The organism is Opitutus sp. sgz309028 (assembly GCF_059821195.1).
Genome location: NZ_JCAMRR010000003.1, coordinates 233,725 through 247,390 on the forward strand (window position 1 = coordinate 233,725; position 13,666 = coordinate 247,390).

The 13,666-nt window shown below is 67.0% G+C and carries 4 protein-coding genes; 3 read left to right on the plus strand and 1 reads right to left on the minus strand.

Annotated elements, in window-relative coordinates; all coding sequences use genetic code 11:
- Positions 1–127 precede the first annotated feature (127 nt).
- Entirely contained in the window at positions 128–3,688 is a 3,561-nt protein-coding gene (locus tag AC6RV7_RS12875) for a CRTAC1 family protein (RefSeq protein ID WP_500094402.1), read from the plus strand.
- Here the strand turns inward: AC6RV7_RS12875 and AC6RV7_RS12880 are convergent.
- Positions 3,685–6,141 carry a hypothetical protein gene (locus AC6RV7_RS12880; protein ID WP_500094403.1) on the minus strand — a complete coding sequence of 819 codons (2,457 nt, stop codon included), beginning with the start codon at positions 6,139–6,141 and terminating at the stop codon, positions 3,685–3,687. The two genes, AC6RV7_RS12875 and AC6RV7_RS12880, sit on opposite strands and share 4 nt — an antisense overlap.
- Positions 6,142–6,449: 308 nt before the next feature.
- Here AC6RV7_RS12880 and AC6RV7_RS12885 point away from each other — a divergent pair, with 308 nt between their 5' ends.
- The gene (locus AC6RV7_RS12885; RefSeq protein ID WP_500094404.1) at positions 6,450–9,893 is read left to right on the plus strand and encodes a CRTAC1 family protein; all 3,444 of its coding nucleotides are present in this window, start codon (positions 6,450–6,452) and stop codon (positions 9,891–9,893) included.
- Between the two features lie 118 nt (positions 9,894–10,011).
- The gene (locus AC6RV7_RS12890) at positions 10,012–13,539 is read left to right on the plus strand and encodes a ThuA domain-containing protein (protein WP_500094405.1); all 3,528 of its coding nucleotides are present in this window, start codon (positions 10,012–10,014) and stop codon (positions 13,537–13,539) included.
- Positions 13,540–13,666 lie beyond the last annotated feature (127 nt).

Genomic DNA, 13,666 nt, shown 5'->3' on the forward strand with positions numbered 1-13,666 from the left:
AAAAATTGAGATATTGCGCGGCCATCGCGCGCTTTGCCTCGTGGCTCGGCGCGGCTGTGCCGGTGCGTCGTGCGGCGCACGGGTGCCGGCCTTGACTTCCGCGGTGGGCGGGGATGTTTCCGGCGCCATGCCAGGGATTCAATCAAGACGACGCTGGGGATGTGCGCTGCTCGCGAGTGCGGCCGCGGCGTGGACGCTCGCCGGTGCGGATTTTACTGAACGGCCGTTTGCACCGCCGTCGGGACCTCGTGGCGAGACGCTCTTCACCGCGCTCCCGCCGGCCGAGACAGGTATCGTGGCCGAAAATCGCTACGCCGACCCCGAAATGTGGGCGCAGCGGTATCAGGAATTCAATGGCGGGGCGATCGGCACCGGCGTGGCGATCGGCGATTACGACGGTGACGGCCGGCCGGATGTCTTTGTCGTGAGCAAGGTCGAGACCTGCCGGCTGTTTCGGAATCTCGGAGGGATGCGTTTCCAGGACGTGACCGAGCTGGCCGGCGTGGGCGACACGTCCGGCACGTGGAAGCACGGGGCGACGTTCGCCGACATCGACAACGACGGGCGGCTCGATCTTTACGTGTGTCGCTCGGGCGCGCCGAATCTGCTGTTCATGAATCGAGGCGACGGCACGTTTCAGGAGGAAGCGGCCGTGCGGGGACTGGCCGGGGTGCCGGGCTCGGCCATGGCGGCGTTTGCGGACTACGATCGCGACGGCTGGCTCGACCTCTATTTGTTGACCAACGTCGCCGATGCGGTCGCACATCCCGACGGCGAACCCGATCGGATGTATCGCAACAACGGCGACGGCACCTTTGCCGACGTGACCGCCCGCGCCGGTATCCGCGGCGCCGCCAAGGGCCACTCGGCGACCTGGTGGGATTACGACGAGGACGGCTGGCCCGACTTGTATGTGGCCAATGATTTTGCGCCGCGCGACGCCCTGTATCACAATAATGGCGACGGAACATTTTCAGACCGGCTCGATGCAGTGCTGCCGCATTGCCCGTTCTCGTCGATGGGCGCCGACCTGGGTGACGTGAACAACGACGGCCACATCGACCTGCTCGTGGCGGACATGGCCGCCACGAGCTTGGAGAAAGACCGCCGCGGCATGGCCGACTCACGGGCGCGCGCGCGGGATCCGGCGAGAGGCGAAATTCCGCAGTATCAGCGGAACGCGCTGTTTCTCGCCACGGGCACGGGAACCTGCCTCGAGGCCGCGGCCCTCGCGGGGCTAGCGGCGACGGACTGGACCTGGTCAGTGCGGTTCGAGGACCTGGACAACGATGGCTGGCTCGACCTGCACGTGACGACCGGCATGAACCGCGAGCAGCACAATTCGGATCTCCTTGCGCGTATGATGGCGGCGGAGCATCCGCTCGCGCGGGTCCAGGCGCTGCGCCACAGCCCGGTCTTCGCCGAGCGCAACCTGGCGTTTCGCAACGTCGGCGATCTCGCGTTCGAACCGGTCGGCGAGGCCTGGGGGCTCGACCAGGCGGGCGTGAGCTTCGGTGCGGCGTTTGGCGATCTCGACGGCGACGGCGATCTCGATCTCATCTACGTGAACTATCGGACCGGCCCGACGGTGCTCCGCAACGACAGCGATTCCGGACATCGGCTGATCGTTGACTTGCGCGGAAAGGCGTCGAACCGCTTCGGCGTCGGCGCGGTCGTCGAACTGGAGACTGCGAGCGGCGTGCAGGTGCGACCGCTGGTGCTGGCGCGCGGTTACGCATCGAGTTCCGATCCCTCCGTGCACTTCGGACTTGGCGACGCCACCGAGGTGGCGCGGCTTGTCATTCGGTGGCCCAGCGGGCGGGAGCAAACGCTGGCGCACCTCCCCGCGGACCGCCGTATCACCGTGGTCGAACCCGAAAGCGGCGACGCCGCGCCGCCCCGGCCGACGGATGCCGGGGCGGCCTTTCGCGAGGTGACGGACGCCCTTGGCCTGGCCGTCCGAAGCGAGGAGGAGCCATCCGATGCCTCGCTCCCGCAGCCACTGCAGCCGTTTCGCTTGCATCGTCGCGGACCGGCGCTGGCGGCGGGTGATCTGGCGGGGGACGAGCGGCCGGAAATCGTGATTGGCGGCACCACGCGGACCCCGCTCCGAATCGCCGAACGCGCCGCTGACGGCTCCTTTCGTATCCGGGAAGTCGCGACACACCATGGTGGAGCGGTTGCTGATGGACCGGTGCTGGTCTTTGACGCGAACGGGGACGGGGCCGACGATCTGCTGGTCGCTCGCGGCGGAGCGAACTGGCCTGACCGCTCGCCGTTGTATCGCGCGATCCTGCTGCTGAACGATGGCAGGGGTGGCTTTGGCGAGGCGCCGGCCGATATGCTGCCGCCGTTGGCGATTAGCGCTGGCGCGGCCGTTGCGGCAGATTTCGACCATGATGGCCGACTCGATCTTTTTGTTGGCGGCCGGGTGGCTCCCGGACGTTACCCGCAAGCGCCGAGGAGCGCGCTATTGCTCAGCCGCGATGGTCGGTTCGAGGAGGTGACTCGGCAGATCGCGGCGGGTCTCGAGAGCGTGGGGATGGTGACTGCGGCGCTCGCCACCGATGTCGACGATGACGGCTGGGTGGATCTGCTGTTGACCGCCGAGTGGGGGACGGTGCGCTGGTGGCGAAACGAGGAGGGCGTGCACTGGCGCGATCGCTCCGCGGAGGGTGGTTTCGCGGCGGCGGGCCATGGCTGGTGGACGTCGCTCGGAGCAGGCGACTTCAACGGCGACGGAAAGCTCGACTACGTCGCCGGCAATGCCGGTCTCAACACGCCCTATCGCGCGGATGCTTCCCATCCGGCGTTGTTGTTTGCCGGCGATTTCCGGGGTGGTGGCGAGTCGCAGCTGATCGAGGCCGTGCCGGAAGCCGGCCGGGTTTACCCGCGGCTGACGCGCCGTCAGCTCGGCGTCGCGATCCCGGCGCTGCTGCGGAAGTTTCCGCACAACGATGCGTTTGCCCGCGCTTCGATGGAGGAGGTGTTCTCGGCCGAGAAGCTGGCGGGCGCGGAACGTTTTTACGCGAGCCAACTGCGCACCGGCATCTTCCTGAGCGGCGCGGACGGCCCGCACGTGTTCTCGCCGTTGCCGCGACTGGCGCAAATCGCGCCCGCGCAGGGCATGGTCGCGGCAGACTTCGATGCCGATGGTGCGCTCGACCTTTATGTGGCACAGAATTCCTCTGCGCCGGTGCCGTCGATCGGACGTTTCGCGGGAGGACTGGGCCAGCTTTGGCGGGGCGACGGGAGCGGCGGTTTCATCGCGGTATCACTGGCGGCTAGCGGACTCGTCGTGCCGGGCGACGCCGAGGCGGCCGTCGTCGCAGACTGGAATGACGACGGCTTTGCCGATCTCCTGGTGAGCCGCAACGACGACACGCCGGTGGCGTTTCAGCAGGTGCCGTCGCCGGGAAACGTGGCCGTCGAGATCAGTTTACGCGGCGCGGCGGGAAACCGCCATGCGATCGGCGCGCGCGTGTGGGTCGAGTTTGAAGACGGTGCGACTCGTGTCTTCGAAATGAGCGCTGGATCTAGTTATTACAGCCAGGGGGCGCCGGTGATTCGATTGGCTCACGCGGGCGACCGGCCGCCTCGTCGGATGCGCGTGCGATGGCCGGACGGCCAGGTCACCGAGCACGCGTTCGTCACTGGAAACGCGACGCAGGTGCTCGCGCACCCTTAGCGCAGCGCCTCGCGAAACTCGGGCGGCAGGAGCGCAAGCGAGCCGCGCCGAAGCGCTTCGTCGGCGATCTCGAGACGATAGTGGCGGCCGAGAGCGAAAAAGCGGTAGAGCGAGCGTGGACTGAGCGCCTGCACATCGGCAGGTCGTGCGCGTTCGAAGCAGAGTGTGATTTGGGCGCGGGCCAGGTCGAGCCGGCCGCCCTGGGCCAAAATGGCGGCAAGCGCGATGCGGCGCTCCCACGGGAGATAACGATCCGCGCCGGCATTCAACGCTGCAATCACCGCGGAAACCGCTGCGGCGAACTCCGATTCGCTCTCTCGCGCCCGCTCGATTTCGGCCAGCGAAACCAGCGCGCCGAGGTCGGTGGGATGGCGGCGGAGGAATGGCCGCAGCGCGGAAGCGTGGCCGGTCAGGCCTGTCTCGAGAAAATAGGTTGCCATGTGACTGAGCAGGACAGGCTCGCGCTGCTCCTCGACGATTTCGAAAACGATCGCGCTGTCGGTTTCGAAACCATCGAGTTTCGGCGTGACCCCTGCAACCGGCCGCACCCATAGCGGGAGAATCCACTCGCGCAGCTGTTCGATGAAGACGGTCTTTCGCTCCACGCCGTCCGGCAGGCGGGCGTCGGCGCTGGCAGTGACACTCTCGCGTGCGGCTTGGTCAAAACTGCGGTCGTGGGCCGGCATGACGAGATGCGTCACGCCGCGGCGGCGTAACAAGGCCTGTGCTTCCTGTTGGGTGGCTGCGGCGGCGATGCGCAAGCCGCCGGAGAAACCTTCACGATTGTCGGTATCGAACGTCGCGAGCCCGCGCGCGCCGCCGTAGAAGGAAAGCGACGTCGTGAGGGCGGGAGGCGCGAAGACGACTGCGTCCGGATCGCGTTGCGCGAGCCAGTGCGCGAGATCGCGTTCGGTAAGCGCCTGCATCTCACCGGGCGTGAACTCCTCGGCATGAAACAGCGCGCGCGGCGGCAACAGTTGCAGCACGCCGAGCGCGGCGACGAACCCGATTGCGACCGCCCAGGGCCACCGGCGGTTTGGCGTCGCCGAGTCCGGCCTGGCCGTTGCGACGGCGAGCGCCACCACCGCGACGGAATCAAACGTGTTCCACTCGCGCAGGAAAAGGATCGCCAGCGCCACGGCGACCGCGGCTGGTCCGAACGCCAGCGCCAGCGCGTGGCAGCGCGCCGGCGAGGAGCCGCGCCGCAGCAGCGGGAGCCCCATGGCAAATAGCAGGATCGCGGGTAACAGCGTCGTGAATACACGCAACGAGAAACCCTCGACCGCCAGCCAGCGGTTGAGCGAACTCGCGGTGAGGCCGTCGTTGATGCGCGTGAGGCGTGAGGCCGCGAGATCCGCGACAAGGCCCGACTGGTGTGGTGCGAGCGCCGCCGCGACGAGTCCGGCGAGCGCGAGCAGCGCCGCGCCGCCGCAGATGGCTTCGCGCCGCCGGGGCCACCGCGAGCCGCGCTGGATCCAGCCGTCGACCTGCTGGATCAACTCGCCGACTGCGATCCACGCCAGGGCGTGGAGCGGATGATTGCCGGGATGCCGAGACGCGAGATCATCGGGATAATATTCAAACGCATACGCGAACAGGCTGACGGCGCCGCCGGCGATTCCCCACAACCGCCACGGCAGGACGGGGATGGCAACGGCATTCGTGAGTCCGGCCTTGCGGACGAGTGCGGCGCCTGCGACCGCTCCCACGGCGAGCCCGGCCAGCATCGGCAGCTGGACATTGAGATTCAGCCAAAGCCCGAGCCCACCGCCAACCCCTGCGGCGACAACAAGCAGCGGCGTCCGCCGCCTCTGTCCGTTGGCCCGCAGATTCCACACGGCGGCCGCCAGCGGGAGCACGCTCCACAGCGCGCACGCGGCGGTGAGGCCTTGCGGATCGGGCGCGCCGGGCAGCCACGAAGTGGCGAGTGGATAAAGTGTCAATAGGACGACGGCGACGAGCGCGGCGGCGAGCGGACCGAACTGGCGTCGCACGAACCACGTGGTGGCAAGGGTCCAGAGAAGTTGGAGCAGCGGATCGGCGTAGAGAGCGACACGCTCGACCGCGAGACCAGGTGACACGCCGGTGAAGTTCGCATGCAGGACTGCCAGCAGACCGAGCCAGCCGCGGTAGAGCGCGGGTAGGTGCGTGTCGCGACCGAACGGCGCGTTGTCGTAGTCGACGTGACGCAGCCGCCACGCGCCGCGATCAAGCATGGTCTGCGTCTGCGCAATCCATTGCTGGCTCTGCCCGAGCCGGTCGGGAATGACGAGCGCGCGTTGCCCGCTTCGGTATCCGGTAGCCGAAGTGCGCTCAAGCGCCGGGGCGTCGACGGACCATTCGGGCAGGCTCGTAAGATGTCCGATGCGCTGTAGTCGCACGGAGTGGATCCAGGCGACGAGGACCAGGACGGCGAGCGGGGCGAGCAGCCAGCTGCGAAGGATGGGACGCATGCGGAGGCGTGATGTTGGGGCGGACGCCGTGAGTAGCAGGTGCGGCAACGGCGTGGCGTTCGAGTCCATTCGCATTATCTCAATCTTTTCGATGCGGTTCTCAGTCTCGCCCGGCTTGCGAGTCGAATGCGGTTCGAAACGCTGGCGTGGTGGCGATCCGGCTTTGCGCGAACTTACCCCCAGCTCTCGTCCGCCGCGTGTGCTTAGCAGCAGCGTTCGCGTTGGGGGGCGCCGCATCGGCCCACGCGGCGAGCGACGGACTGCGCGATGAACCGCTGGGGGCGAGGAGCGGACCGCGGGGCGAGCTGATGTTTACCGCGTTGTCGGCGGAGCAGACCGGCGTGGTCACCGAGAACCGGTATGCCGATCCGCGCATATGGACCGAGCGTTATCATGAGTTTCCCGTCGGCGCGATCGGCACGGGCGTGACGATCGGCGACTACGACGGAGATGGGCGGCCCGATGTCTTCGTGGTGAGCAAGACGGAGAGCTGCCGGTTGTTTCGGAATCTTGGCGGGTGGCGGTTCGAGGACGTCACGGAGCGCGCCGGTGTCGGCGACGATGGACGGGATGCGATCGAATGGAAGCAGGGCGCCGCCTTTGCCGACGTAAACAACGACGGCTGGCTCGATTTGTATGTCTGTCGCTTCGACGCTCCGAACCGCCTCTACGTCAACCAGGGCGACGGCACGTTTCGCGAGGAGGCGGCGGCCCGCGGGCTGGCCGTGCGGGACGGCTCCGGCATGGCGGCGTTTGCCGATTACGATCGCGACGGTTGGCTCGACGTCTATCTCCAGACGAACGTCCTGTCAGCGAGCGCCGGGGCGCGCGGCCGTCGCGATTATCTCTTCCACAACAACGGGGATGGTATGTTCACCGACGTCACGGCAGCGGCCGGGGTCGCGGGCGAAACGCAGGGACATTCGGCCACGTGGTGGGACTACGACGCCGACGGCTGGCCGGATCTTTACGTGGCCAACGATTTCTCCACGCCGGATCGTTTGTATCGAAACAATCGCGACGGCAGCTTCACCGATACCATCGATGCAGTCGTGCCGATCATGCCGCACCACGCGATGGGGGCGGATCTCGGCGATTTTGACCGCGATGGGCTGATCGATTTTTTCGTCGCGGACATGGCGCGCACCTCGCATGTCCGCGAGCAGGAGACGATTGCCGACACGCGGGCGAGTCTCCGGCCGGCGCCTTTGCCGCCGGGGGCCGCGCCGCAGACGATGCGCAACACGCTTTATCTGAACACGGGCACCGGTCGCTGCCTCGAAGTGGCACAGCTGGCCGGACTAGCGGCGACGGACTGGACGTGGTCTGTGCGCGCGGAGGATCTCGACAACGACGGCCGGATGGACCTGCACGTGACGAACGGCATGGTGCGGGACTACGACAACGTCGACCTCAGGACGCGAACGATGGCGCAGGAGAGCTCGGTTGCCCGGGTGGCCACGATCCGCAACAGCCCGGTCGCGGCAGACACCAACCTCGCGTTTCGCAATCGCGGCGACCTCGTGTTTGAGGAGGTCGGCGCGCGTTGGGGGCTCGACCAGAAGGGCGTCAGCTTCGGCGCGGCTTTCGGCGATCTCGACGGCGACGGCGACCTCGACCTGGTGCAGGCGAATTATCAGGCGGGCGTCACGGTCTTGCGCAACGACAGCGACGCCGGGCATCGGGCGATCGTGGCGCTGCGCGGTGTCCGTTCGAACCGCTTCGGCGTCGGCGCGGTGGTGCGGCTGGAGACGGCGGCGGGGGGACAGGTGCGGACGCTCACGCTGGCGCGCGGGTATCTGTCCACGAGCGAGCCGGTGCTGCATTTTGGCCTCGGCGAAGAAGACCGGATCGAGCGGCTGACGATCGAGTGGCCGAGCGGCGCGGTGCAGACCTTCGAGCACCTGTCGGGCGATCGCCGTTTTGTCGTCACGGAGCCCTCGGCACCTGTCGCGCCGGCTCGCTCGCCGGCCGAGCCGGCGGCGCAGTTCGAGGAGTTCGCCACGGTTGCGGGCCTCGCGGTGAAAGCAGCGGAGCGGCCGTCCGACGACGCGGACCGCAGCCTCTTCGTGCCGCAGCGATTCGATCGCCGCGGGCCGGCGCTCGCGATTGGCGATCTCGACGGCGACGGTATTGACGACGTGGTGATTGGCGGGAGTTCGCTCGAGCCGGCGCGATGGCTGCGGGGAACGTCGACCGGCCGTTGGGTGGCTGCCGCCGCGCTGCCGGGTGCGGACGATGGTGCGCGCGCAGACGGACCGCTGCTGGTGTTCGATGCGGATGGCGACGGTCGCAACGACGTGCTCACCACCGCGAGTGGCGATGCGTTCTTCGCTGGATCGCCGGCATATCGCCCGCGACTGCTGATCAACGGTGGCGCCGCCGAGCGCTGGAGCGAATCGGTCGGTGCGCTGCCGCCGCTTTCGATCAGCGCGGGAGCGCTGGCGGCGGCGGATTTCGACCGTGACGGCCGGCTCGACATCTTCGTCGGCGCGAGGTTGATGCCCGGGCTGTATCCGGAACCGCCGAACAGCGTGCTACTCGCGAATCGTGGTGGGCATTTCGTAGACGTTACCGACGAACTTGCGCCAGGGCTCCGCGTCGCCGGGATGGTGACGGCGGCACTGTGGAGCGACGTGGATGTCGACGGCTGGCCGGATCTTTTGATCGCGCTGGAGTGGGGCGGCGTGCGCTGCTGGCGGAACTGCGAAGGAAAGGGCTTTGCCGACGTATCGAGCAAGTGGGGTTTTGCGTCCGCGGGCACGGGATGGTGGACGGCGCTGGCGTCGGCGGATTTCAACAACGATGGGCGGCCGGACTACGTCGCCGGCAACGCCGGTCTGAACACGCCTTATCGCGCGAGTTTCCTGCACCCGGCGTTGCTCTACCGTGGACTCTTCGGCGGACGGGAGGAACCGCTCGTGCTTGAGGGACGTTATGATGGCGATCGCATCGTGCCGTGGCAAACACGGCGGCAGCTCGGAGCGATGCTGCCAGAGGTGCGGCGGCGATTTCCGTCGAATGCGAAGTATGCACGGGCGACGCTCGGCGAAATCGTCGGCGAGCGGGCGCTCGCGGGCGCCGAGCGGCGCGCGGCGACGGAGTTGCGCAGCGGAGTTTTCCTGAGCGCGGCGGATGGGACGTATCGTTTCGAGCCGCTTCCGCGGCTCGCGCAAGTTGCGCCGTTGCAAGGGCTGGTGACGGGAGATTTCGACGCGGACGGCAACTCGGACATCTATGCGCTGCAGAATTCCTTTGCGCCGCAGCCTCACGTGGGGCGTTGGGCCGGCGGATTGAGCCAATTGCTGCGCGGCAACGGCCGCGGAGGGTTCACTCCGGTGCCGCCGCGCGAAAGCGGGCTGGTCGTGCCGGGCGATGCGAAAGCGCTTGCGGTGATCGATCTCGACCGCGACGGATGGCCGGATTTTCTCGCGACGCGTAACGACGAACCGGCGCTCGTGTTTCGCCATCGCGGCAGCGGGGGCCGGCAGATGTTGAGCATCGTGCTGCACGGAGCGGCAGGCAACGAAAGGGCCATCGGAGCGCGTGTCACGCTGACGGGCGCCGATGAAACGCGACAGGTCGCTGAGACGTTCGCGGGTTCCGGCTATTTTTCGCAGGGAGCGCCGATCCTCTATTTCGGCTTCGCGGCAGAGCGTCCGCCGCGAAGGGTCACGGTGCGCTGGCCGTCGGGCGCGGTGACGGAGCATGCGGTGCCGCCGGGAGCGACGCGACTCGAACTGAGCCCCTGAGGCGGCGTGCAGGAACTCAGTCCGGCGATGCGATTGTTCATTTCCGGGGTGGAGAAGCGCTGCTAAAATCCCGCGGTCGCCCGGCGGCTGAATCGCTGGCCCAACCCTTTCCCCCCTCGTGCCCTTGATTGTTTCCTTTCTCTCCGTCCTTCGTTGTCATGGTTCCCGATTCCTCGTGATGGCAGCTTTGTCGGCGGGGCTGGCGCGGTCGGGTGCGCAGCCGGCGGAGACTAATGACGACCAACGCGTGCTCGTATTTTCGAAAACGGCGGGCTGGGTGCACGACTCGATTCCGGCGGGGATCGACGCGATCCGCGAATTGGGGGCGGCGCACGCGTTTACCGTCGACAGCACGAAGGACGCGACGGTTTTCCGGGACGAAACGCTGCGCGATTACGATGCGGTGATTTTCCTGAGCACGACGGGAAACGTGCTGAACGCAGAGCAGAAGGCGGCGTTCGAGCGCTATATCCAGGCGGGCGGTGGCTTCGTGGGGATTCACGCCGCATCGACAACCGAGAAGGAGTGGGCGTGGTTTGGACGCCTGGTCGGAGCGCGGTTCGCGAGCCACCCCATCAATCCGGGGGTGCGGTCGGCGACGATCAACGTGACCGACCGGCGGCACGAATCCACCGCGCACCTGCCGGAAAAATGGGAGCGCCAGGACGAGTGGTATAATTTTCGCGCGGTTCAGCCGGAACTCCGGGTGCTGGCGCGGCTCGATGAGAACAGTTATCTCGGAGGCACGCACGGTCCGGATCATCCGATTGCCTGGTGTCATGCGCTCGACGGCGGACGGGCGTTCTACACGGCGGGCGGCCATACGGCGGAGAGTTTTGCGGAGCCGCTGTTTCGCGAGCATCTGCTTGGCGGCATCCGCTATGCCATCGGCGAGGGCCGGCGCGATTATCGTCGGGCCCGTGCGGTGGCGCAGCCGGACGAAACACGTTTCGAGAAGACGGTCGTCGTCGACAAGCTGAGTCAGCCGATGGAACTCGTCGCAGCGGAGGACGGGCGAATCTTTTTCACGGAACTCGCCACCGGCCGTCTGATGATGCACGACCCCGGCAACGGTCGCACCTCGCTGGTGCACACGTTCGACATCTATAGTCGCGGTGGAGCAGGGCTGATCGGACTCGCGCTCGACCCGAACTTCGGCCGCAACGGCTGGATCTACGTTTACTACACGCCGGCGCGCAACGACGACGGCACCGATCGGATCAACTTCGACTTGGCGCGGTGGACCCTGACGCCGGAGGGCATCGATCCGGCTTCGGAGAAAGTGCTCCTGCAGGTGCGCGTGTCGCGAGCCGGCGGATCGCACTACGGCGGTTCGCTGGCGTGGGACCGGGCGGGAAACCTTTTCCTCGCGACCGGCGACAACACGCCACCGCATCCGGCGAGCGGCTTTGCCCCGCTCGACGAGCGTCCCGGCCAGGTCGGTAATGACGCCCAGCGGTCGGCGGGCAACACGAACGATCTCGGTGGAAAAATCCTGCGCATCCACCCCGAGCCGGACGGCACGTATTCGATTCCTGAAGGCAATCTGTTTCCAGTCGGACAGGAGAAGACGCGGCCCGAAATCTACGCCATGGGCTGCCGCAATCCGGCTCGGATCGCGGTGAACCCGCGGTCGGGTGTCCTTTATTGGGCAGACATCGGACCGGATGCCGGCGAGGACGACCTACGCGGTCCAAAAGGTTACGATGAGTTCAACCAGGCGAGGCGGGCCGGGAATTTCGGCTGGCCGTATGTCGTCGCGAACAACCGGCCATATGTGCCGTGGGATACGGCGGCAAAACGCGCCACGGGGCCCGCATTCGATCCGCTGGCCTTGGAGAACCATTCACCCAACAACACCGGGCTCGTCCGACTCCCACCAGCTCAGCCGCCGTTCATCTGGTATCCCTACGCGCCCTCGAAGGAGTTTCCCGAACTCGGAGTCGGCGCCCGCTGCGCGATGATGGGCGCGTTCTACACGTACGATGCGTCCAAGGTGGCGCCGGGCGGTTTGCCGGAGTTCTACGACGGACGGCTCTTCGTTTTCGACTGGATGCGAAACTGGATCGCGACGCTGGCCTTCGGCCCGGAGGAACAGCTCCAGGAAATTGCGCCGTTCCTGACGGGCAAGGGGGATTTTCGGCGACCGATCGACCTCACGTTCGGGCCGGATGGCGTGTTGTGGGTTCTTGAATACGGATCGGTCTACGGGGCCGACAACGACGACGCCCGGCTGGCCAAAATCGAATACCGGCGCGGCGTGCGGCCGCCGTCGGCGATCGCGGGCATTGTGGATCGCGACGCGCTCGCGGCGGCGCAGGCGCGCAATGCCCGCGTTTTCCTCACGTCCGAGCAGCGCTGGCCCGCGCTGCAGCGCACGATCGCCGGCGCGCCGCCGCTTACCGTGACGTTCGATTCAGGCGAGTCGCGCGATCGCGACGGCGACGGTGGGTTGAAACGCACGTGGGAGTTCGGCGACGGCGCGCAGTCGGGCGAGCTCGCGCCGAGCCATGTGTTCGCGGAGCCGGGACGGTATCGCGTGGTGTTGCGGGTCCGCAATGCGGCGGGCATGGCCGCGGAGGACGAAGTGCTGGTCGAGGTCGGCAACGAGCCGCCGCGCGTCGCCTTCACGGCGCCGATGAACCAGACCTTCCTATGGCCGGGCGATCCGCTCGAGTATGCGGTCACGGTGACGGATCGGGAGGACGGCGCCGAACTCGCGCCCACGGCGGTGACGCTGGAGGTGCGCCGGGCCGCCGGCTCGCGGGTGTCGGGTGGATTATCGGAGGATAGTCCATTGATGACGCTCGACTGCCGCGCGTGCCATACGTCCCGCGGAAAATCGGTGGGTCCCTCGTATGCTGACATCGCGAAACGCTACCGCGGCACGCCCGACATCGTCACGCGGCTCGCGGAAAAGGTGATCGCCGGTGGCGCCGGTAACTGGGGGGAGATCCCGATGGCGGCGCACCCGCAGCTCTCGATCGCCGAGGCGGAGGACTTGGTGCGTGCGATCTTTGCACTTTCGGACACCCCGGAAATTCGCACGCTGCCGGCGCGGGGCCGGCTGACATTTTCGGGTGGGTATTCCGAGGATCCTCGCGTGCGGCACGTGCTGCGGGCCACCTACGAGGACCACGGCGGCGGGGGCATGCCTTCGTTGACCGGCGAGGCCGTGCTGGATCTCCGGCATCCGACAATTCCGGGCGCATGGGCCGATGCGCATGTGGGCTATGAGCGGTTTCGCGATTCGTTGTGGGGCGGTGACAGCCCGTCGCATTTGATGTTCGAGGGCATCGATCTCACAGGTGTGGTTTCGCTTGATTGCGAATATGCGGCGCAAGACAAAGACGGCGTGCTCGAACTCCGGCTCGATTCCTATGCTGGACCACGGGTCGCAACAGCGGACATACGGCCGACGGGAAGTTGGGATGAGACCGCCACGGCGACGCTCTCGTGGCGGGAAGCCCTGGCCGGTAGGCACGATGTCTATGTGATCGTCCGGCGCCGCGACCCGCCCTACGACAAAGTCGCCGTGGTGCGGTCGGTTACCTTCAACTCCCGCGTGCATTCCGGCCGACTAGAAAGTATTAACGAAGTTCCGAATGTGGAGAAAGATTGCCGCGAGGTAACAGACGCGAGGTAAGAACGAGCGAGCTTGGGTTGACGACGCGACGGACGACCAACTCCTGCGCGAGGAGATCGCGGCGTTGCGCGCGCAGATCGCGTGGCTGAAACAGCAGATGGCAAGTGCCGTCAGAATCGCCGAGCGG